This window comes from Actinomadura xylanilytica, assembly GCF_030283145.1.
In the GTDB taxonomy this organism is placed as follows: domain Bacteria; phylum Actinomycetota; class Actinomycetes; order Streptosporangiales; family Streptosporangiaceae; genus Spirillospora; species Spirillospora xylanilytica.
The window spans coordinates 1,138,794-1,161,013 of record NZ_JASNWE010000001.1 but is presented as its reverse complement, the minus strand read 5'-3'; the positions used below and the strand labels follow the sequence as shown (position 1 = coordinate 1,161,013).

General features: G+C 72.6%; 18 protein-coding genes. 14 read left to right on the top strand and 4 right to left on the bottom strand.

The window, feature by feature from the left end:
* Positions 1-70: 70 nt before the first annotated feature.
* The 4 genes from QP090_RS05385 to QP090_RS05370 all read left to right on the top strand — a co-directional run bounded on the left by QP090_RS05385 (position 71) and on the right by QP090_RS05370 (position 5,852).
* Complete coding sequence (locus tag QP090_RS05385; protein ID WP_285937345.1) at positions 71-1,378, top strand: aspartate aminotransferase family protein; 1,308 nt, start codon at positions 71-73, stop codon at positions 1,376-1,378.
* Between the two features lie 315 nt (positions 1,379-1,693).
* Complete coding sequence (locus tag QP090_RS05380) at positions 1,694-2,041, top strand: hypothetical protein (RefSeq protein WP_285937344.1); 348 nt, start codon at positions 1,694-1,696, stop codon at positions 2,039-2,041.
* Between the two features lie 402 nt (positions 2,042-2,443).
* On the top strand, positions 2,444-3,820 hold the full coding sequence (locus QP090_RS05375) for an extracellular solute-binding protein (protein WP_285937343.1): 1,377 nt from the start codon (positions 2,444-2,446) through the stop codon (positions 3,818-3,820).
* A gap of 622 nt (positions 3,821-4,442) precedes the next feature.
* Entirely contained in the window at positions 4,443-5,852 is a 1,410-nt protein-coding gene (locus tag QP090_RS05370; RefSeq protein WP_285937342.1) for a sensor histidine kinase, read from the top strand.
* A gap of 10 nt (positions 5,853-5,862) precedes the next feature.
* Here QP090_RS05370 and QP090_RS05365 read toward each other — a convergent pair whose 3' ends face one another.
* Positions 5,863-6,834 (bottom strand): trypsin-like serine peptidase, encoded by a 972-nt coding sequence (locus tag QP090_RS05365; RefSeq protein ID WP_285937341.1) that lies wholly within the window; start codon positions 6,832-6,834, stop codon positions 5,863-5,865.
* Between the two features lie 157 nt (positions 6,835-6,991).
* Here QP090_RS05365 and dxr point away from each other — a divergent pair, with 157 nt between their 5' ends.
* The 9 genes from dxr (at position 6,992) to QP090_RS05320 (ending at position 19,403) form a co-directional block, all read left to right on the top strand.
* On the top strand, positions 6,992-8,224 hold the full coding sequence (dxr, locus tag QP090_RS05360) for a 1-deoxy-D-xylulose-5-phosphate reductoisomerase (protein ID WP_285937340.1): 1,233 nt from the start codon (positions 6,992-6,994) through the stop codon (positions 8,222-8,224).
* Between the two features lie 25 nt (positions 8,225-8,249).
* Positions 8,250-9,461: a M50 family metallopeptidase gene (locus tag QP090_RS05355; protein ID WP_285937338.1), complete on the top strand. Its 1,212-nt coding sequence runs from the start codon at positions 8,250-8,252 to the stop codon at positions 9,459-9,461.
* Positions 9,462-9,647: 186 nt separating this feature from the next.
* Positions 9,648-10,841 carry a flavodoxin-dependent (E)-4-hydroxy-3-methylbut-2-enyl-diphosphate synthase gene (gene ispG / locus QP090_RS05350; protein WP_285937337.1) on the top strand — a complete coding sequence of 398 codons (1,194 nt, stop codon included), beginning with the start codon at positions 9,648-9,650 and terminating at the stop codon, positions 10,839-10,841.
* Between the two features lie 274 nt (positions 10,842-11,115).
* Complete coding sequence (locus QP090_RS05345) at positions 11,116-12,756, top strand: alpha/beta hydrolase (RefSeq protein ID WP_285937336.1); 1,641 nt, start codon at positions 11,116-11,118, stop codon at positions 12,754-12,756.
* 275 nt (positions 12,757-13,031) lie between these two features.
* Entirely contained in the window at positions 13,032-14,621 is a 1,590-nt protein-coding gene (locus QP090_RS05340; RefSeq protein WP_285937335.1) for an alpha/beta hydrolase, read from the top strand.
* A 211-nt stretch (positions 14,622-14,832) separates the two neighbouring features.
* A complete protein-coding gene (locus QP090_RS05335; RefSeq protein WP_285937334.1) occupies positions 14,833-16,431 on the top strand; it encodes an alpha/beta hydrolase in 1,599 nt (532 codons plus the stop codon).
* A gap of 96 nt (positions 16,432-16,527) precedes the next feature.
* Positions 16,528-17,370, top strand: coding sequence for a GNAT family N-acetyltransferase (locus tag QP090_RS05330; protein WP_285938587.1), 843 nt, complete (start codon positions 16,528-16,530; stop codon positions 17,368-17,370).
* Between the two features lie 68 nt (positions 17,371-17,438).
* Entirely contained in the window at positions 17,439-18,350 is a 912-nt protein-coding gene (locus QP090_RS05325) for a helix-turn-helix domain-containing protein (protein ID WP_285937333.1), read from the top strand.
* A 138-nt stretch (positions 18,351-18,488) separates the two neighbouring features.
* Positions 18,489-19,403, top strand: a complete 915-nt coding sequence (locus tag QP090_RS05320; protein WP_285937332.1) for a hypothetical protein — start codon at positions 18,489-18,491, stop codon at positions 19,401-19,403.
* Positions 19,404-19,406: 3 nt separating this feature from the next.
* On the opposite strand, the gene QP090_RS05315 is transcribed toward QP090_RS05320, so the two are convergent.
* Both QP090_RS05315 and QP090_RS05310 read right to left on the bottom strand, forming a co-directional pair.
* Positions 19,407-19,817 carry a DUF3037 domain-containing protein gene (locus tag QP090_RS05315; RefSeq protein ID WP_285937331.1) on the bottom strand — a complete coding sequence of 137 codons (411 nt, stop codon included), beginning with the start codon at positions 19,815-19,817 and terminating at the stop codon, positions 19,407-19,409.
* Positions 19,814-20,683, bottom strand: a complete 870-nt coding sequence (locus QP090_RS05310; RefSeq protein WP_432763010.1) for a HipA family kinase — start codon at positions 20,681-20,683, stop codon at positions 19,814-19,816. Before QP090_RS05310 ends, QP090_RS05315 begins: the two co-directional genes overlap by 4 nt.
* On the opposite strand from QP090_RS05310, the gene QP090_RS05305 reads away from it, so the two are divergent.
* Positions 20,682-21,353, top strand: a complete 672-nt coding sequence (locus tag QP090_RS05305; protein WP_285937329.1) for a cyclase family protein — start codon at positions 20,682-20,684, stop codon at positions 21,351-21,353. The genes QP090_RS05310 and QP090_RS05305 overlap by 2 nt on opposite strands.
* Here the strand turns inward: QP090_RS05305 and QP090_RS05300 are convergent.
* On the bottom strand, positions 21,337-22,218 hold the full coding sequence (locus QP090_RS05300; protein WP_285937328.1) for a TIGR03619 family F420-dependent LLM class oxidoreductase: 882 nt from the start codon (positions 22,216-22,218) through the stop codon (positions 21,337-21,339). The genes QP090_RS05305 and QP090_RS05300 overlap by 17 nt on opposite strands.
* Positions 22,219-22,220: the final 2 nt, after the last annotated feature.

Here is a 22,220-nt window from a genome sequence, read left to right as displayed (position 1 = left end):
AGCGGGGCAGCGGCCTTACAGGGTGTATTCACCGGGATTCGGGCGCGCGCGTTCCGAGCAGACTCCGGTCATGGCGGAACACGCGCGTCTGCTCAGGCGCCACCGGGCGGTCATGCCGTCCTGGCTGGCGCTCAACTACGACGAACCCATCGAGATCGCCGGTGGCGCGGGCGCCCGCGTGACCGACGCCGAGGGCGGCCGGTACCTGGACTTCTTCACCGGCATCCTGAGCAACATGATCGGTTATGCCGTGCCCGAGGTGCGGGAGGCGGTGGAGCGCCAGCTCGCGACCGGTGTCGTGCACACCTCGACCGCGTACCTGCTGCGCGGGCAGGTCGAGCTGGCCGAGAAGATCGCGCGGCTGTCCGGGATCCCGGACGCCAAGGTCTTCTTCACCAACTCGGGCACCGAGGCGAACGAGACCGCGCTGCTGCTGGCCGTCCGCGCCCGCCGGACCGACCAGGTCCTCGCGATGCGGCAGGCCTACCACGGCCGCTCCTTCGGCGCGATGGGCGTCACCGGCAACCGGGCGTGGACGAATGTGCCGTACTCGCCGCTCAACGTGCACTTCCTGCACGGCGCCGACCGCGACCGGCCGCTGTTCGCCGGGATGCCCGACGCCGCGTACATCGACGCCTGCGTGCAGGACCTGCGGCATGTGCTCGCCGCCGCGGCCGGCGGTGACGTCGCCGCGCTGATCGCCGAGCCGATCCAGGGGGTCGGCGGGTTCACGATGGCGCCGGACGGCCTGTTCGCCGCCTACAAGGAGGTGCTGGACGAGCACGGGATCCTGTTCGTCTCCGACGAGGTGCAGACCGGGTGGGGACGCACCGGCCAGGGGTTCTTCGGCATCGAGAACCACGGTGTGGTCCCGGACATGATGACGTTCGCCAAGGGGCTGGGGAACGGCTTCGCCGTCGGCGGCGTCGTCGCGCGCGGGGAGCTGATGGACGGGCCGACCGCCGTGGGGCTGTCCACGTTCGGCGGCAACCCGCTGTCGATGGCCGCCGCGAACGCGACCCTCGACTATGTGCTGCGCCACGACCTCCAGGCCAACGCCGCCAAGCAGGGCGCGTTCCTCATCGGCGGGCTGGAGGAGGCGGCCGGGCGGCTGCCGAGCGTCAGGGCGGTGCGCGGCAAGGGGCTGATGTTCGCCGTCGAGCTCGTGGACCCCGGCACCGGCGGGCCGGGCCCGGCGCTCGCCGCGGCGGCGATGGAGGCGGCGCGCGCACGTGGTCTGCTGGTGGGCAAGGGCGGCCTGTACGGCAACGTGCTGCGGATGGCGCCGCCGCTGAACCTGACCGGCGAGGAGGCCGCCGAGGGGCTGGGCATCCTGATCGGCGCGCTGGAGAGCGTGGACGAGGCGGTGCGGACCTGACCGGATCGATCGGCGGGACCGGATCGGACACCTGAGGTTCGGGCCGGTGGGATGAATCACCCAGAGAGCGATAAACGCCGCGAACCGCGCCGCCCCTTCGCGCCGTTCCTTCGCAGCGTCGGGAACTTCTTCCGCCTGGGAGTTCTCGTCGTCAATTTTCGTCTCCGCCGCCTCGACAAATAATAGCTACAAGTGTTGACTCGTCCTGTGACCGCGGACACAATCTAAATATCCCAATTAAATGGGATGAATAAGTAAAAGGTCGGGATTCGGAGTCAGGATCGAGGTCCGGGGTCCGGCGCAGGGAGCCGCGCGATGACTGCTGACGACCACGCCGCCGAGGTCGAAGCGCTCGGCCGGCGCTACCCCGGCTGGACCGTCTGGTTCGGCCCGTTCACCGCCCACTGGTGGGCGCTGCCGCCCCGGGGCCGGGGCGGCGGGGACTTCGTCGAGGCCGAGACCCCGCAGCGGCTCATCGCACTGATCGAGGTGATCCAGCACTCCGCAGTAGGGAATCCGATGACCGACGACGGCCTCCGGCCGTCCCGCGACCCCCGGCAGGACGGGCGACGCCCCTCGAATCTCCTCCGTCTCGAGGGCGTCACACCGTCCCCGTTCCGCCGGGTGCCGGCGTCCGCGTGGCCGAGCGGCACTGCAAGGTGATCCGCTGTTCCCCAACCTCGCCACGCACGCCGGCGCCGCCGCGGCCCCGGGATGGGCGGCAGCCCGTGCCACACCCCTCTCCAGCAACCTCCGTGTGTGGCACGGACGCCAGCACCCACCGCCCCCCGGGCCGCGGCGGCTCTCTTCGCCGCAGCCAATCCGTCCGAAAATGGCTTTGTGAATGGTTCATAAAGGCGGGGATGGTGGATCCCCGTCCGGTGGCCGGCGATCGAATCGCGCGGAGATGTTCGGCACGACGGGAAGGGTGGAATGCGCTCCCGTGCCGTCCCGCGCCGCGCGTCCTCGCGGCGCCGCACGCGGCCTCACGGTGCCGGAGGCGCTACGCTGCGCCGACGGGCCCGTCCGCGCGGGGGACGGCCCGGTGGACGGATCGGGAGCGACATGCGGTTGAGGGCCAAGGTGACGGCCTTGGTGGTGACCACGGTGCTGGCGGCGGCGGGTCTCGGCGCCTGTAGCGGCGACGATGAACCGGCCGGTGCGGTGCGGGTGGCCAGCACGCTCGGCCCGGGCGAGGGCACCATCAACCTGGTCTCGCTGTCGGGCTACGTGGAGAACGGCGGCAGCGACCCCCGGGTCGACTGGGTCACCCCGTTCGAGAAGCGCACGGGCTGCAAGGTCGGCTGGAAGGCCGCCCGCTCCCCGGAGGAGATGGCCGACCTCATGAGCGACCCCAACCGGCGCTACGACGGTGTGTCGGCGCCGCCCGAAGTGTCCGGGCGGCTCATCGCCGACCGCCAGGTCGTCGCCGTCAACCCCAACCTGGTCGACGGCTACAAGAAGCTCGAACCGCGCCTGCGCGGCCTGCTCAAGCGCGACGGCAGGTTCTACGGCGTCCCGTTCACATGGGGCTCGAACCTGCTGGCCTACGACACCCGGACGGTCCAGCCGGCCCCGTCGAGCTGGGCGGCCCTGTTCGAGCCGGAACAGGCCCGCCGCTACTCCGGGCGGCTCATCATGCGCGACAGCCCGCTCGCCATCGCCGAGGCCGCCCTCTACCTCAAGGACAAGGAGCGCAAGCTCCACATCGGCGACCCCTACTCGCTGACCGCCAAGCAGCTCGACGCCGCCGGGAAGGTGCTGGCCAAGCAGCGCCCGCACGTCAAGGAGTACTGGCAGCTCCCCGCCGACGCGATCAGTGCGTTCGCCGGGGGCGGCACCGGGCTCGGCGGCGCCACGGGCCGGAGCGGCGACGCGCCCCCGCCCGCGTCCTCCCCGCTGCCCGCGCCCCCCTCGTCCGGCACGGCGACGCCCACCCCGACGGGCACGGACGCACCCAAGGTGAGGCCGGAGGGGCCGGGCGGCGAGCAGAGCGCCGCGCTTGGCGTGGTGTGGCCGTACCAGGCCGACGTGCTGAACCGGGCCGGACGGCCGGTGCAGACCGCGGTCCCCTCCGAGGGCGTCACGGGCTGGATGAACGCCTGGATGATCGGTGCCCGCGTCCAGCATCCCAACTGCATGTACCAGTGGCTCCAGTGGACCGCCTCGCCCGACGTCCAGCAGCAGGTGGCCGAGTGGACCGGGGTCGCGCCGGCCAACCCGCAGGCGTGCTCGGGCGACCGGCTCAAGCGCGAGTTCTGCGACGCCTACCGGGTCGGCGACCGCGGCTACCTCGACGAGGTGATCTTCGCGCACACCCCGGCCAAGGCGTGCGGCACCGGCAAGAAGGGCAAGCCCGGCAAGGGCGACTGCACCGACTACGCTGAGTGGACCAAGAAGTGGATCGAGGCGACCAACCCCGCCCGGCGGGGTCCCGGCTAACGCGGCGGGGACGGGCTGCGCGGGCGGGCCCCCCGCCCGCGCGACGGTCTCTCCGGCGCGCCCGGCCGCCCCCAGCCGGGCACGCCTGTCGGGTGGTCCCGGGCTTCCCCCCGAATGCCCGGGTCACCCTCCTCCAGGAGAGACCTCCGGGGCGCCCGCCTCGGTCGAAGACCGGCGCCCCCGCCGGAACCGGCCTCCCGGCCGGTCGTCCGGCGTGCGTGGTCGGCTCCCGGAGAGCCCGCTTCGCGGGTTGCCGGCAGGGCGGGTGCGCATTCCTCGCACGCGAACACCCCGGACGAATCCGGCAGGCGGCCGACGCGCGTGCGCGGCCGGGGCCACTGCTTCCGACAGACGACGCAGGCCGCGCCCTGGCGCTGTGCGGTGGTCAGCGCACCCGGGTCGAACCTCGGCTCGTCGGTCTGGCCCATGCCCATCCCCCTGGCGGGAGTCGACTTCACGTGATTCCTTTATAGGTCGCCAAGGGTGTGCTCGCCGCTACCGCAGGTGAAAGGGGTGGTAAAGGCTGACGTGTCGGTTCCGTCCCCAAGGTCGGCGGGCCGCGGCGGGGTGGCGGGAGTGATCCTTTACCGGTCGTTGGAGGCGCGGGGCATACAAAGGAGAGATGCCGGCGACGACCGTCCCGCTGAGCGCGTGGCCGGGCCGGCCGCGCTCGATCCGCGCGCGGGTGACGCTGCTCGCGATGAGCGTCGTCGGGTCGCTGCTGCTGGCCGCCGTCCTGGTCACCGCGGCGCTGCTGCACCATCTGATCCTGAGCCATCGCACCGACGTGGCGGCCCGCGCGGCCCGCGAGGTCGCGGTCGCGGCCGGTGCGGGACGGCTGCCCACCCACATTCCGGCACAGAGCGGCGTGCTCGTCCAAGTGGTCTCCGCCGGCTCCGGCCGGGTGGTGGCCTCCAGCGCCCCGCTCCAGGGCCGCCCGCCGATCACCAGGGCGCGGCCGAGCCGGCTCGACACGCGGGTCGACACCAGGGTCTGCGCGCGGAGCGACCTGCTGCCCGACTGCGTCATCGTCGTCGGGTTCGACGTCGTGGCCAAGGCGTACGGGCCCGTGACGGTGTACGCGGCGGTCCCGCAACCGTGGATCCTCGGGAACTACCTCCTGGAGTCGGTCATGGCCGGACTCTGCGTCGTGGTGCTCGCGCTCGCCGCGTGGGGGATGTGGCGCGCGGTGGGACGGACGCTGCGGCCGGTCGCGGCGATCGAGACCGAGATGGCCGAGATCACCGCGTCCGACCTGAGCCGCCGGATGCCCGTGCCGGGCACCCACGACGAGATCGAGCGGCTGGCCCGCACCGTCAACGCCACCCTGGACCGGCTGGAGCGGGCGGTGGAGCACCAGCGCCGGTTCGTCTCCGACGCCTCGCACGAGCTGCGCTCGCCGATCACCGGCCTGCGCACCCGGATCGAGCTCGCGCTGGACGACCCGGCGGGCACCGACCCCCGGGAGACGCTGGAGCACGCCCTGGGCGACGCCGAGCGGCTGCACCAGATCGTGGACGCGCTCCTTGCCCTGGCCCGGCTGGACTCCGGGGCCGAGCCCGCGCGGGCGCCGCTGGACCTCGGCGACCTGGCGGAGGCCGAGGTGGCGCGCGGCACGCTGCGCCTGCCGGTGACGGTCCGCTCCGAGCCGGGCGTGCTGGTGGAGGGCGACCGGCTCCAGCTCGCCCGCGTGCTGCTCAACCTGCTGGTGAACGCCGACCGGCACGCCGACGCCCGGGTGGAGGTGGAGGTCCGGGCGGACGGCGGCGAGGCGGTGCTGGAGGTCCGCGACGACGGGCCCGGCGTGGCGCCCGAGGACCGGGAGCGCGTGTTCGAGCGCTTCACCCGGCTGGCCTCCTCGCGCCGCAAGGACGCCGGCGGGAGCGGCCTCGGCCTGCCGATCGCGCGGGAGATCGCGAACGCGCACGGGGGACGGCTGTACATCGGAGACAGCGAGCGCGGCGCCCGCTTCGTCCTCCGCCTCCCGCTGCTGCGCGACCCGCTCCCGCGCGACCGGCCGGACGGCTCGTAGCCGGGCCCGGCTACGAGGACTGAGCCGTGTTGTACAGGTTCTGCGCGTCGGTCCCGAAGTACGGGCCGAACATGTAGTCGGACAGGAACGGCAGGTTGTACTTGAAGCTGTTCACCGAGTTCTGGATGCCCGTGCCCGCCGACTCGCCGAAGTTCAGGAACCACGGCCCGCCGCTGGACCCGCCGGTCATGTCGCAGCGCAGCCCGAGGTCGCTGCTCTGAAGGAAGTCGTCGATGACCGTCCCGCTGCAATAGGTCAGCTTGGAGCCGTCGTAGGGGGCGGCGGCCGGGTAGCCGAACGCGTACATGGACTGGCCGCGCGCCTGGTTGAACGCGATGCCCTGCCCGCCGACGGTGTCCACGAGCTTCTTGCCGTCCACCGGGTTCACCACGGCCGCGCCGACGTCGTAGTTGAGGTCCTCGCTGGCGGTCCACTGGGGTGTGGACAGCGTCTTGCTCGCGGTCCACGTCCCGTACGGACGGTCGCCGTCCTTGTAGCCGGGCACGAACACCCAGTCGGTGTGCCAGGCCCCGTCGAGCTTCACGCAGTGCCCGGCGGTGACGACGGTGCTCTTGTTGGTGCTGGTCACCGCGTCGCCGGAGCAGGACGCGGTGCGGCCCTGGTAGGTGAAGAACACCCGGCCGGCGGTCTTGGTGACGGCCCCGCCGCCAGTCCAGGCGGCGCCGCCGTTCGGGACCGACATCGGGACGAGCTTGGCGAGACCGCGCCGCACTGCGGCCAGGTCCACGCCCTTCGGCTTGAAGAGCTTCTCCATCGGGGTGGCCGAGGCCATCCGCTGCCGCGTCCAGAACCGCAGCACCCGCTGCTGCTCGGCGCCGCCGGTGGCCTGCGCGCGGGCGGACGGAGAGGGGACCGGGGTCGGGGCGGTGGCGGCCTGGGCGGCGGGGACGGCGAGCAGCGGCAGGGTCAGTGCCGCGCCGCCCAGCGCGGCGAGGGTCATGGTGCGCGGGGAGCGTCTCATGCGCCGAAAGCTACGTTCGCGATATTTGCCGCGACTAGTGGCAGATCTGGACGAAGGTGTCCGGGGCGTTCTTGTAGTTCTGGCCGTTCGCGCATGTCGGGCCGACGCGCCGGGCGGCCCCCGCACCGGTCCGCCATGGCCGACAATGGACCCCGTGATGTCACCTTCGAACGCCGCCCCGGCCGCCCGCGAGGTCGTCCTGCTCGGCTCCACCGGCTCGATCGGCACCCAGGCCCTCGACGTGATCCGGCGCAACCCCGGCCGGTTCCGGGTGGCCGGGCTGGCCGCCGGCGGCGACCGGGTCGGGCTGCTCGCCGAGCAGGCCCTGGAGTTCCGCCCCGACATCGTCGCGGTGGCCAAGGCGTCCGCGGCGCAGGAGCTCCAGCTCGCCTTCTACGCCGAGGCCCAGCGGCGCGGCTACGCCACCGGCGACTACCCCATCCCCAAGATCGTCGCGGGGCCGGAGGCGGTCGCCGAGGTCGCCGCCTGGCAGAGCGACGTGGTGCTGAACGGTGTGACCGGCGCGCTCGGCCTGGCCTCCACCCTCGCGGCACTCGACGCCGGGCGCACCCTCGCGCTGGCCAACAAGGAGTCGCTCATCGTCGGCGGCCCGCTGGTCAAGGAGCGGGCCCGGCCGGGCCAGATCGTCCCGGTCGACTCCGAGCACTCCGCGCTCGCCCAGTGCCTGCGCGGCGGGCGCGCGGACGAGGTGCGGCGGCTGGTGGTGACCGCCAGCGGCGGGCCGTTCCGCGGCCGGGCCCGCGGCGAGCTGGCCGGCGTCACGCCCGAGCAGGCGCTGGACCACCCCACCTGGAGCATGGGCCCGGTCGTGACGATCAACTCGGCGACGCTGGTCAACAAGGGGCTGGAGGTGATCGAGGCGCACCTGCTCTTCGACGTCCCCTTCGACCGGATCGAGGTGATGGTGCACCCGCAGTCGGTGATCCACTCGATGGTGGAGTTCACCGACGGCTCGACCCTCGCCCAGGCGAGCCCGCCCGACATGCGGCTGCCGATCGCGCTCGGGCTGGACTGGCCGGACCGCGTCCCGGACGCCGCCCCGGGCCTGGACTGGACGGCGTCCCACACCTGGGAGTTCTTCCCGCTCGACGACGAGGCGTTCCCGTCGGTGGCGCTCGCCCGCCGGGTCGGCGAGCTCGGCGGTGTCGCGCCGGCGGTCTACAACGCGGCCAACGAGGAGTGCGTCGAGGCGTTCCGTGCCGGACGGCTGCCGTTCCTGGGGATAGTCGACACGATCACGCGGGTAGTGGACGAGCAGGTGCCCGACGATCGGGCGGCGGGCGCCGGCGCGGGCCTGACCCTGGACGACGTCCTCGCGGCCGACGAGCGGGCGCGCGCGCGAGCCGGGGAGCTCACCGCGCCCGCCTGACCGATGGGCACGGCGAAGGAGCGCGATGGCCTTCCTCTTCGGAGCGGTCGCCTTCGTCGTCGCGCTGCTCGCCTCGGTGATGCTGCACGAGGGCGGCCACCTGCTCACCGCCAAGCGGTTCGGGATGAAGGCCACCCAGTACTTCGTCGGCTTCGGGCCCACGCTGTGGTCGCGGCGGCGGGGCGAGACCGAGTACGGGGTGAAGGCGATCCCGCTCGGCGGCTTCGTCAAGATCGTCGGCTACACCCCGCTGGAGGAGATCGACGAGGCTGACCGGCCGCGCGCCTTCTACCGCCAGCCGGCCGGCCGCCGCGCGATCGTGATCGGGGCCGGCGTCGCCGCCAACTTCGCCTTCGCGTTCGTGCTGCTCATGGTGATGGCGATGGCCGTGGGGGTGCGCGTCCCGGGCTCGGCGAGCACCACCGTCGACCAGGTCAGCGCGTGCGTCCCGGCCACCTTGCAGGACGTCTGCGAGCGGGGCCGCCCGCCGTCCCCGGCCAAGGAGGCCGGGTTGCGCGCCGGCGACCGCGTCGTCTCGTTCGGTGGGACGCGGGTGCGCACCTGGGCCGAGCTGCGCGCGGCCATCGCCGCGGCGCCGCCCGGACGGCCCGTCCAGGTGGTCGTCGAACGGCCCTCCGGGCCGGGCGGGGCGGCCGGGCCGGTCACGCTGACCGTGCGGCCGGCGCGGGTGGCCGGCGAGACGTTCCTCGGGATGTCGGCGAAGGTCACCGGCCAGGGATACGAGCGGGTCGGCCCGCTCAACGCGACGGTCTTCGCCGCGCGCGGCGTCGGCACCGCCGTCGCCGGCATCGGCCGGGCGCTGGCCGGCCTGCCGGCCGCGATCCCGCGGCTGTTCTCGCCCGACCGGGGCAGCACGCCCGGCGGCCAGGTCGGCAGCGTGGTCGGGGCGACCGACGTGTCGGGCCAGATCTTCTCCTCACACAGCTCCGGGCGCGACAAGATCGCCCTGTTCCTGTCGCTGGTCGTCTCGGTGAACATCTTCCTGGGGGCGCTCAACGTCGTGCCGCTGCTGCCGCTGGACGGAGGGCACCTGGCGGTCGTCGCCTACGAGCGAGCCCGCGCCCAGATCGCGCGGCTGCGGGGCCGCCCCGATCCCGGCACGGTCGACATGACCAGGCTGCTCCCGATCACCTATCTGGCCGTCCTGGTCCTGGTGGGGTTCGGGGTGCTGCTGATCCTCGCCGACCTGGTCAATCCGCTTCGGCTGCCTCAATAGTACGATCAAGTCACAGAAGGTAGTCAGATCGTGACTATGTAGCTGACCCGTCCACGTCACCCCATACGTGCTCGGCGCTTAGGGTGGTAGGGGCCAGCCGAAAGCGGGGCGAGCGGTCGGTGCGGCCCTCCTTCTGCGGGGTCTGGGGGTTGCTCCCGGAGGAGCAGAACAAGCCAGAGGAGAGGGATGAGCGTTTCACTGGGTATTCCGATGGTCCGCGGCGAGGGCGAGGGGCAGGCGCCCGCCCGCCCGGTGGCGCCGCGCCGGGTGTCGCGGCGGATCATGGTGGGTGGTGTGCCGGTGGGTGGGGATGCGCCGGTGTCGGTGCAGTCGATGACGACGACGTTGACGGCGGATGTGAATGCGACGCTTCAGCAGATTGCTGAGTTGACGGCGTCGGGTTGTCAGATCGTGCGGGTGGCGGTTCCTTCGCAGGACGATGCGGAGGCGTTGCCCGCGATCGCGCGGAAGTCGCCGATCCCGGTGATCGCTGACATCCACTTCCAGCCCAAGTACGTGTTCGCCGCGATCGACGCGGGTTGTGCGGCGGTGCGGGTGAATCCGGGCAATATCAAGAAGTTCGATGACAAGGTCGGTGAGATCGCTCGGGCGGCGTCGGGGGCGGGGGTGCCGATCCGGATCGGTGTGAACGCGGGGTCGCTCGACAAGCGGCTGCTGGAGAAGTATGGGAAGGCGACGCCTGAGGCGTTGGTGGAGTCGGCGTTGTGGGAGTGCTCTTTGTTCGAGGAGCATGGGTTCGGTGACATCAAGATCTCGGTGAAGCACAACGATCCGGTGGTGATGATCGAGGCGTATCGGCTGCTTGCGGCGGCGTGTGATTATCCGTTGCATCTGGGTGTGACCGAGGCGGGGCCGGCGTTCCAGGGGACGGTCAAGTCCTCGGTGGCGTTCGGTGCTCTTCTGGCTCAGGGGATCGGTGACACGATCCGGGTGTCGCTGTCGGCGCCGCCGGTCGAGGAGGTCAAGGTCGGTACGGCGATCTTGGAGTCGCTGGGGTTGCGGCAGCGGGGTCTGGAGATTGTGTCCTGTCCGTCGTGTGGCCGGGCCCAGGTTGATGTGTACACGCTGGCTGAGCAGGTCACTGCGGGTCTGAAGGATTTCCCGGTGCCGCTGCGGGTGGCGGTGATGGGTTGTGTGGTCAATGGTCCGGGTGAGGCTCGTGAGGCCGATCTGGGTGTCGCCTCGGGCAACGGCAAGGGCCAGATCTTCGTCAAGGGTCAGGTCGTCAAGACCGTCCCCGAGGCCCAGATCGTCGAGACCCTCATCGAAGAGGCCATGCGCATCGCCGACGACATGGGCATCGAGATCGGCGAGGACGGGTCGGTGAGCGGCCCCGGCGCGGAGGTCGTGGTGAGCTAGTCCGCGCGAGAAGACACGCGAGAGGCCCCTGGGTGATCCCGGGGGCCTCTTCGGCGTTCCCGGGGGTCCCGTGGGCGTTCCCGGGGTCCCGGGGCGTTCCCGGAGGTCGCCGCGTTTCGGAACGTTCTTGCGTATTGTCGGGTTCCGAGAATCTTGTCACGATTGTGCATCCACTGACGAAAGCCCCTGCCGCCTGAGCGCCGGCGAGCGTAACAATCTTCACATTTGGCCCGTATGTCCGACTCGCTCGGAGTCGTGACTCAAAGGGGGATATGTGAAGAAGATCGTTGTGCTGGCCGCGGTGGCCGGGCTCGGGTTCACCGGGCTCGGGGCCGCGAGCGCCCAGGCGGCCGGTCCCTCCGGAAGACCGGACACCGCCGCGCTGAACTGGCACACCTGCCCCGCGGACTTCGTCAAGACGGTGGCCGACAACTACGACGCGATCTACCCGGTCTCCAAGATCGTGCAGTGCGCCGAGCTGGCCGTCCCGCTGGACCGCGCCAGGCCCGGCGGCAAGAAGATCACCCTCCAGCTCACCCGGACCCCGCACACCGGCAAGGGTGCGGCCAAGGGCGACATCGTGGTCAACCCGGGCGGCCCCGGCGGCGGCGGGGCGCTGTTCGGCCCGCGCGTGTTCGCCCAGAACTCCGCGCCGATGCGCGAGGCGTTCAACGTCATCGGGTTCGACCCGCGCGGCGTCGGCATGAGCGTCCCGGCGCTGACCTGCGACCCGGACTACACCAACGCGCCGCGGCCGGACTACGGCACCGGTGACAGGGCGTCGGTGGCGACCTGGCTGAAGAAGTCGGCGGGCTACGCCGCGGCGTGCAAGAAGGCCGACAGGATCGGGCTGCTGGACCACATCAAGACCATCGACTCGGTGAACGACCTGGAGTCGATCCGCACCGCCCTCGGCAGCAAGAAGCTCGACTACTACGGCGCCTCCTACGGCACCTACCTCGGCTCGGCGTACGCCACGCTGTTCCCGAAGACGGTCGGCCGCATGGTCCTCGACGGCAACGTGGGGCCGAAGGGCGTCTGGTACGACACCAACCTGAACCAGGACGTCGCGTTCGACCAGAACATCGAGTACTACTTCGGCTGGCTGGCCAAGTACGACTCGGTCTACCACCTGGGCTCGTCCCAGGCCGCGGTGCGCAGGTTCTTCTACGGCCTGCGCAAGGACCTGGCGAGCAAGCCGGTCACCTACACCGACCCGTCCAGCGGCCAGACCCTCGCGGTCGGCCCGGACGAGCTGACCGACGTCATCCAGAACGCCGCCTACCGGCGCACCCAGGCGATCTGGCACGGGTACGGCGTGGGCCTGGCGGCCTACAAGACCGGCGACGCCGCCACCTTCGCGGGCACCTTCGGCGCGCAGACCACCGGCGGCGCCGACGACAACGGCTACGCGGTGTACGACGCCGTCCAGTGCACCGATGTGCAGTGGCCGACCGACTGGAAGAAGTGGCAGCGCGACAACGACAAGCTGCACAAGAAGCACCCGTTCCTCACCTGGAGCAACGCCTGGTACAACGCCCCCTGCATCACCTGGCCCGCCAAGGCCGGCAAGCCGGTGAACATCGGCCACGGCAAGGACGTGCCGGAGAACATCCTGATGTTCCAGTCCACCGCCGACGCCGCGACCCCCTACGCCGGCGCCCTGGAGATGCACAGCCGGCTCAAGGGCTCGCGCCTGGTGGTCCAGGACGGCGACCGGACGCACTGCATCGTGCACCGCGGCTCGGCGGCCGTGGACGCCTACTTCGACGCCTACTTCCTGACCGGGAAGCGGCCGAAGCCGGACACCGTCCACGTCCCGCAGCTCGGTGACCCGGTGCCGGCCACCGAGTCCGCCGCTCAGACCAGGAGCAAGGTCGGCGCCGCGACGTCCCTGGACGGCGCGCTGAAGTAGCCGGGCCGACACGGCCCATCGCGAGGGTGCCGTCGTCCTGACGGGCGACACCGCCTCGCCGCCGGGGTCCCGGCCGTACGGCCGGGACCCCAACGCGATGAGAGATCACGAAGTTCCGTGGATCACGTCACGATTTCGCATCCACTCACGACGGCCTCTGCCGTCCGCGGTGCCGCTGGCGCCACAATCTCCGTTTATCCACTTATCGGCTATTTTTCGGCGTTCGGCCGCGGCCCGCACCGGCGCGCGCGGCCCCGCCGGATCAAGGGGGTCTGGTGAAGAGGATCGTTCTCGTCGCGGCCGCGGCGGCCGTGGGCGTCGGCGGCACCGCCGTCGCCGTCACCGCGAACGCGGCCACCGCGGTCCCGGTCGCAGCGACCGCCGCGTCCGGCGTCGCCTGGGGCAAGTGCGAGGTCAGCGGGCCGGATGACCCGATGAACAAGGCCGAGTGCGCGCAGCTCCCGGTCCCGCTGGACTACCGCAAGCCCAACGGGCGCAAGATCTCGATCGCGGTGTCCCGGGTCAAGGCCACCGACACCGAGAACTACCAGGGCGTGCTGCTGGTCAACCCGGGCGGTCCCGGCGGCAGCGGGCTGCCCTACTCGGCCGCGCTGCCCCGCTGGTTCGGCGCGATCGGCCACGGCGCCACCGCCGCCAAGTTCGACATCATCGGCTTCGACCCGCGCGGCGTCGGCTCCAGCAAGCCCGCGCTGAGCTGCGACCCGAACTACTCCGACCCGATCCGCCCGGACTACGTGCCGGCGTCGGCGAAGGAGGAGCGGGCCTGGGTCGCCAAGTCCAAGAAGTACGCCGCAGACTGTGCCAAGAAGGTCGGCTGGATGCTGCCGCACATGCGCACCACCGACGCGGCCCGCGACCTGGACACGCTGCGCGCCGCGCTCGGCCAGCAGCAGATCAACTACTACGGCTTCTCGTACGGCACCTACCTCGGCGCGACCTACGCCACGCTGTTCCCGAACCGGGTGCGGCGGATGGTGTGGGACGGCAACGTCAACCCGAAGACGGTCTGGTACGACGCGCAGCTCGAGCAGGACAAGGCGTTCGAGCGCAACATCAAGCTCTGGTTCGCCTGGGCCGCCAAGTGGAACTCGATCTACAAGCTCGGCAGCACCGAGAAGCAGGTCGAGGCCCGCTACTACAAGGTCCGCGCGGACGCCGGCAGGTCGCCGATCGCCGGCAAGATCGGGCCGGACGAGCTCGACGACATCGTGCTGAACGCCGGCTACAACACCGGCTTCTACATCCCCTATGCCGAGGCGCTGTCGGCCTGGGTGAACGACAAGGACCCCGCCGCGCTGCTCGACAACCTCAACACCGGCGGCGAGGACAACGGCTTCGCCGTCTACAACGCGGTGCAGGGCGCCGACGCCAAGTGGCCGCGCAACTGGAGCAAGTGGCACGACGACGCGGTCAAGCTGAACAAGCAGGGCTACCGCTTCAACACCTGGAGCAACGTCTGGTACAACGCCCCGACCGCCTTCTGGCCGGTCAAGGGCGGCCCCGCGCTCAAGCTCAAGGGCAAGGACATGCCGGGGATCCTGCTGGTCCAGTCCACGCTGGACGGCGCGACCCCGGTCGCGGGCGGCCTGGCGATGCACAAGGCGTTCCCCTCGTCCCGGCTGGTGGAGGAGATCGGCGGCAAGACGCACGCCAACACCCTCAACGGCAACGCGTGCCTGGACGACAAGGTCGCCGCCTACCTCGACACCGGCGCGCTCCCCAAGAGCAGGCCGGGCGCCGACGCGACCTGCCAGGCGCTGCCGGAGCTGAACGACCCGAACCCGACCGCGGTCAAGGCCGCGGCCACCCCGAAGGGCAAGGACCTGCCGGTCGGCCGCCGGTAGACCCCTCCGGCCCGGCCGCTTGTGGCACGGTTGCCTATGAGCCGTCCGTCGGCCGGGCTTAGAACGCCGGTCCGTGGCGGGCCGTCCCTCCCGAGGCCCCGGGAGGGACGGCCTGCCGCGGCCGGACCCGACGGGCTTGACCTGGTTGCGGGGGGAAACGCGCGAATCCAGGGTCAGTGGCGGACGGCCCCGGCAGCGGTAGAAAGCGGGAGTGCTGAACGCCGCTGGAAAGAGCGCCGCCGCAGGTGCGGTCGCCGCCGCTGTCGCCCTGGGAACCGTCACCGCAGCCGCCGCGCTGGACTCGGGCCCCGCCCCCCGCCCCTCTGGCGCCGTCTCCTGGACGCGCTGCCCCGACAAGGACCCGCTGGAGAAGGAGCGGATCAAGGGCCTGGACTGCGCGAACGTCCAGGTCCCGCTCGACTACCGGAGACCGGGCGGCGAGAAGATCACGCTCGCGCTCACCCGGGCCCGGCACACCGCCGCCCGCTCGCAGGGCGTGATGCTGCTCAACCGGGGCGGTCCCGGCGCGCACGGCCGCGACCTGCCGGCCCTGTTCACCAACGGGATGCCGCCCGACGTCGCGGCCGGCTACGACTGGATCGGCTTCGACCCGCGCGGCGTCGGGGCCAGCAGGCCCGCGCTGAGCTGCGGGGAGAAGTACCAGAACCCCGGGCGCCCCCGCGCCGACACCGTCCCCGCCACGGCCGCCGCCGAGCGCGCCTGGCGCGCGCGGGCCGCCGCCTACTCCCGCGACTGCGGCGCCAAGTACCGCCGGATCCTCCCGCACATGGGCTCGGCGAACTGGGCGCGCGACCTGGACGCGATCCGGGCCGCGCTCGGCCAAGACAAGATCAACTTCTTCGGCTACTCGTACGGCACCTACCTCGGCGCGGTGTACGCCACGATGTTCCCCGGCCGGGTCCGGCGGATGGCGCTCGACAGCGTGGTCCGGCCGAGCGGGGTCTGGTACCAGGACAACCTCGACCAGAACGTGGCGTTCGAGAAGCGGATCCGGACCTACTTCGGGTGGATCGCGCGCAACGCCCGGGTCTACCGGCTCGGCCGCACCCGCGCCGAGGTCGGCCGCTCCTACGCCAAGGTCCGCGCCGCCCTCGCCGCCAAGCCGCTCGGCGGGCGGGTCGGGCCGTCCGAACTGGACGACGTGTTCCTCGCCGACGGGTACGGCGACCGCGACTGGGCCGCCCACGCCGCCGCGCTCTCGGCCTTCGCTGTGCGGCACGACCCGGGCCCGCTGCGCAAGGCATGGCAGCCGCCCACCTGGCTCGACCAGAACAACTACGCGGTCTACAACGCCGTCCAGTGCCGCGACGCCGCCTGGCCGCGCGACTGGAAGCGGTGGCACGACGACAGCCGGCGCCAGTATCGGGAGGGCTACCGTTTCGAGACCTGGAGCAACGCCTGGTACAACGCCCCCTGCGCCACGTGGACAGTGCCCGGCGGGCCGCCGCCCGAGGTTCGGGGCCGCGCGGGCCTGCCGCCGATCCTGCTGGTGCAGGGCACCGAAGACGCGGCGACCCCCTACGCGGGCGCCCTGGAGATGAGCCGGACCTTCCCGTCGGCCCGGCTGGTGACGCAGGTCGGAGGCGGTACCCACGGCATCACGCTCGGCGGCGACAAGTGCGTCGACCCCGCTGTGGCGGGCTACCTGCGCGACGGCTCGCTGCCGCGCAACCGGCCCGGTCCGGACGCCACCTGCCCCGCCTCCGCCCCGCCGAAGGCCCGTCCGGCCAAGCGGAACGGGCGCGCGTCCGGTGGAGGCGACCGGCCGGTACAGGAGCCGGTGGCGTAGACCGGTTCGCGAAAGTCATAGGCTGGTCGGCGTGGTGTTCACTGCGCTGGACCCCGTCCGGGGCCCGTTCCCCTACCGGAGCCGGTAGCCGTGCGCATGCTCGGGTCGCTGCCCGTGCGTTTGCTCGACGACCGGTACCGGGACGAGGCGCTGGCCATCCTCGACGCCGATCCGGTCGCCAACGTGTTCGTCGGCTCCCGCGTGCACGCCGCGGGGCTCGACCCGCGGCGGCTCGGCGCGCAGGTCTGGGGCTACGTCCGCGACGGGCGGCTCGCGGCGCTGTGCTACTCCGGCGCCAACCTCATCCCGGTGGCCGCCGGCCCCGACGCGGTGCGGGCGTTCGCCGAGCGGGCCCGGGCGCAGGGCCGGCGCTGCTCGTCCATCGTCGGCCCGATCGACGCGGTCACCGACCTGTGGGAGATCCTCGCGCCCTACTGGGGGCCGCCCCGCGCGGTGCGCGCGGCGCAGCCGGTGATGGCCACCTCGACGGCCCCGCAGGTGCCGCTCGACCGGGGGGTGCGCCGGGTCGCGATGGACCAGTTCGAGATCGTCTACCCGGCCTGCGTGGCGATGTTCACCGAGGAGGTCGGCGTCTCGCCCAACGCCGGTGACGGCGGCGTCCTCTACCGCGCCCGCGTCGCCGAGCTCATCCGGGAGGGCCGCGCGTTCGCCCGGATCGACGACGGCCGGGTGGTCTTCAAGGCCGAGGTGGGCGCGGTCACCCCCAGGGCCTGCCAGGTGCAGGGCGTCTGGGTGCCGCCCGACCTGCGCGGCCGGGGCCTGTCGGCGCCCGGCATGGCGGCGGTCGTCGACGAGGCGCTCCGCTCGATCGCGCCGACCGTGTCGCTGTACGTCAACGACTACAACGCGCGGGCCCGCGCCACCTACCACCGCGTCGGCCTCATCGAGATCAGCCGTTTCATGTCGGTCCTTTTCTGACATCCGGAACCGGGGGTACCGGCGGTCGGCGGATCTGCGAGACCACCACGGACCGGTACGATCCGCCCGTGGAGTTCGCCGGCGCGTTACGGCAGGCGGTCCAGGACAGCGGTCTGACCCTGGAGCGGATCCGCCACCGGCTGGGCCAGCGCGGCCTCGCCGTCAGCGTGGCCACCCTGAGCTACTGGCAGCGGGGCCGCAGCCGCCCGCGCTCCCGGGCGGTGGTCGCGATGCTGGAAGAGGTCCTGCGCGTCCCCGCCGGGACGCTGACCGAGCTGCTGGACGACCCCGCGCCCGCCGCCGTCCCCGCGCCGGGGGCGCCGGGCCGCGCCGGCCCCGTCCGGGCCGCCGCGCCGGGCGGCGGGCGGGGCCGCGCCGCCGCCGGGCTCTGGTCCGACCCGGCCCGGTACGCCGGGCTCGTCGCGCAGCTCGACCGGTCCGGCGACCACCGGCTGGAACGGCTGAGCCGGCACGACCTGTACCGGCTGGGCCTGGACCGGCGCCCGCTGACCCTCACCGTGCGCGAGGTCCTGCGCGCCACCGGCGACGACATCGACCGGGTCGTCTGCGCGCATCCCGTCCCCGCGATCCCGGAGGGCCCCGAGCTCGGCGGGCTGCGCTACTGCCGGCCCGGCCGGATCCGGCGCGGCGGGGGGCTGTTCGCCTTCGAGCTCGTCCTCGACCGGGTCCTGGCGGCGGGCGACACCGCCGTCGTGGAGTACGAGCTCCACCTGCCCCCCGGCGGACCCGAGCACCTCGACTACCAGCGGCGTTTCCCGCGGCCCGTGCGCGACTACCTCGCGGTCGTGCAGTTCCACGCCGACATGTTCCCGGCCCGCTGCTACGGCTTCTCCCGCGAGACGGGGGACGCGCCCAAGCGGCGCGCGGCGGAGCTGTGGATCGGCACCTCGGGAAGCGCGCACCTGGCCGTGGGCGACGTGCGGCGGGGCATCCTCGGCATCGAATGGGAATGGGACTGATGCGAACGCGACCGGGCAGTTGTTGGCAGAAGTTGCCGATTGGCATTGGCAGCCGGTGGTCTTACAGTGAGCGCTGAAGGTGAAAATGCTGTTGTCAAGGCCGTCGACGGGGGCCGGCCGGAGCCGATCCGGAGGCCGATGGCGGTGCAGAGCGTCACCGAGGAGGACCTCCTCCAGCTACTTCAGTACGGTCCGTTCAACGTCGCCCTCCACGCCGCGATCCAGGCCCGCGGCCTCAGCCTGGAGGCACTGCGCCGCCGCCTCGAGCAGCAGGGCGTCGCGGTCAGCCTCTCCACCCTCAGCTACTGGCAGCGCGGCCGGACCCGGCCCGAGCGCGCCGACTCGCTGCGCGCCGTCCGCGGCCTGGAGGTCATCCTCGAACTGCCGCGGCACTCCCTGCTCACCCTCCTCAAGCCGTCCGCGGAACGGACGGCGGGCCCGTGGCTGCCGGTCGAGGAGCTGTGCCCCGAGCCCGGCGTCCGCGACCTGCTCGACGAGATCGGCACCCGCGGCGAGCGGCGGCTCAGCGGGCTCAGCCTGCACGACCAGTACGTCATCGGCCCCCACCGGGAGCTGCGCGAGGTGCACACCCGCGCGGTGTTCCAGGCGCAGCAGCGCGGCGTCGACCGCTGGATCGCCGTCTACCACCATCCGCACCGCGTCCTGCCCTCGTCCCGCACCGCCCGCGGCTGCCGGTTCGGCCGCGTCCGGATGGACGAGGCCAGCGGGCTGATCGCCGCCGAGCTGCTGTTCGACCGCGCGCTCGGCCGCGGCGAGACCTACCTGCTGGAGTACGGGTTCGGGTTCGACGAGACCGGCCCCGAGGTGACCGAGGAGGGTCGCGGGTTCCGCGCCCCCCAGCACGAGTACCTGATCGAGGTGCGGTTCCACCCGTCCGCCCTGCCCGCCCGCTGCCACCGCACCTGGCGGCCCGACGGGCACACCGCGCTGAAGGACTCGGCCGACCTGCGCACCTCCAGCTACCACAGCGCGCACTTCATCGAGTTCGGCATGCCGGCCGGCTACCACGGCATCCGCTGGGAGTGGGACTGACCCTCAGCCGGCCAGCAGCTCCAGCAGCCGCCCGAGCTCGGCGTCCGGATCCCCGGTGAGCCCCGCGTGCACCGGCCCCGGCTGGACGACCGTGCTGCGCGGCGCGGTCAGCCACCGGAACCTGACCCCCGCCGGCTCGTCCCCGGCCTGCCCCGCGTGCGGGCCGCCCCCGCACAGCGCCGCGACACCCTTCAGCGCCGTCCGGACGCCCTCCAGATCGAGCCCCGGGTCCAGCGCGAGCAGCCGCTCCGGGTCGACCCGGGTGCGGCAGCCGAGGAACTCCAGCGCGCGGCAGTAGACCACCACCCCCACGTTCATCACCTCGCCCCGCTCGATCCGGGGCATCACCCGCAGCGCCGCGTACTCGAAGAGCTGCTCCCGCGGGAGTGCCCCCCGTTCGCTCGGGGGCGTCATACGGGGCCGCCGAGCCAGGTGGGGCGGTTCTCGCCACGGCGGGCGGTGGTGTCGGGCCGGCGGGCCGACACGGCGAGGTCGGGCAGCCAGTCGCGGGGCCGGCCGGCGCGGGCGAGGAGCAGGTCGACGTAGGCGTCGCGGAGCGCGGCGGGGCCGGTGAAGCCCGGCTCGCCCTCCAGCCAGCGGTCCGGCACCAGCGCGGCGACCTCCCGCAGCACCGCCTCGGTGATCTTCGGCGTGAACTCGGCCTCGGCCGCCGCCAGCTCGCTCGCGTACGGGGTCAGCACGTGGTCGTCGACGTCGTAGGGGCCCGAGAACAGCCGCTCGGCGTTGGCCCAGGCGTGGTGGAAGATCAGGCTCGCGCCGTGGTCGATCAGCCAGACCCGGCCGTGCCAGACCAGCATGTTGGGGTTGCGCCAGCTCCGGTCGACGTTGCCGATGAACGCGTCGAACCACAGCACCCGGGAGGCCAGCGCCGCGTCCGGGCGCCAGCCGAGCGGGTCGAAGCCGAGCGAACCGGGCAGGAAGTCGGAGCCGAGGTTCCAGCCGGTGCTGGCCTTGAGCAGGTCCTGCACGTCGGGGTCGGGCTCGTGCCGGCCGATCACCGGGTCCAGCTCGATCACCACCTGCTCGGGGACGCGCAGCCCGAGCCGGCGGGCCAGCTCGCCGGCGATGACCTCGGCGATCAGGGCCTTGCGGCCCTGGCCGGCGCCGTGGAACTTCATCACGTACGTGCCGAGGTCGTCGCACTCGACGATCCCCGGCAGCGACCCGCCCTCGCGCAGCGGTGTCACATAGCGGACGGCGTTGACTAGTGGCAGCACGCGCCACACGCTATCGGGTGCCCGCGCGATACTTGGCGGCATGTCGGTTGAGCTGGTGGACCTGTCCGTGCCGCTCGTCACGGGGATGCCGGTGTATCCGGGGGACCCGGAGGTGGAGATCGTCCCGGCGCTGACGGCGGCGGGCGACGGGGTGAACCTCGCGCGGCTGCACCTCGGGTCGCAGTCGGGCACGCACGTGGACGCCCCGTTCCACATCGACGACGCGCTGCCGCGGCTGGAGGAGATCCCGCTCGAACGGTTCACGGGCCCGGCGGTGGTCCTGGACGCGCGCGGGATGGCGCCGCGCTCGGCCATCGGCCCGGAGGCCCTTCCGGACGGGCTCGGGCCCGGCACGGTCCTGCTCATCGCGACCGGATGGTCGCGGTACTGGGGCAGCGCGGAGTACCTCGCGCACCCCTACCCGTCGGCCGCGGCGGCCGAGGCGATCGTCGCCGCCGGGGTCCGGACGGTCGGGATCGACGCGCTCAGCGTGGACCGCACCCCGCCGCCCGGCGACGAGGGCTTCACGCTCGCGGCGCACCGGGTGCTGTGCGGCGCGGGGACGGTGATCGCCGAGAACCTCACTGCGCTGGACCGCCTCCTGGACGCCCAGGAGGCGGGCCGGCGCGTCGAGGTGAGCCTCTTCCCGATCGCGCTGGCGGGCGACGGCGCGCCCGTCCGCGCGGTCGCCCGCGTCACATCTTCGCGATGACCTCCTCGGCGAACCGCTCCATCGTGGCGATCTTGAGGCCGGGCGCGGTGCCGTGCGCGGCCTTCTCGCCCTCGGTGGCCAGCCACCAGGGCGCCGCCATCGTGCCGGTCACGCCCCGGTCGGCCCATCTGCGGTACAGGTCGGCGGTCGGCAGCGCGCCGATCGGCGCGATCACGTCGAGGTCGGCCAGGGTGCGGCCGTGCTCGGCGAGGAAGCCCTCCAGACGGGTCAGGAGATCCTCCAGTTGGTCCTCGGAGTAGATCCGGTTGCCGATCCAGCCGTCGCCGATCCGGGCGGCCCGGCGCAGCGCCGCGTCGCTGTCGCCCCCGATGAAGACCGGGACCGGCGCCCCGGGGACGGGGGCGATGCTCAGCGGGCCGTAGTCGTAGAACGCGCCGTGGTGCTCGACCCGGCCGCCCTTCCACAGCTCGCGCAGCGCCGGGACCATCTCGTCCAGCCGCTTGCCGCGGGTGTGGAAGTCCTGGCCGGTCTGGAGGAACTCGTCCTTGCACCAGCCGACGCCGACGCCGAGGGTCGTCCGGTCGCCCGACAGCGCGGCGGCCGTCGACACCGCCTTGGCCACGGTGAACAGGTCACGGGCCGGCGCGATGTAGACGTTGGTGGCGAACCGCACGCGTTCGGTCACCGCCGCCATCGCGCCGATCGTGACCCACACGTCCGGCCAGTGCGTGCCGGGCTTGTACGGCGGCGCGCCCGTCTCGGTGTAGGGGTAGGACGCGTCGTAGTCGGTGTAGAAGATGTGGTCCGACACCGCGACCGTGTCGTAGCCGAGCCGGTCGGCCGCCCGCGCGAGCCCGACGTACTCGTGGGTGTCGACGAAAGCCGCCCCGAGCCAGAACTCCACGA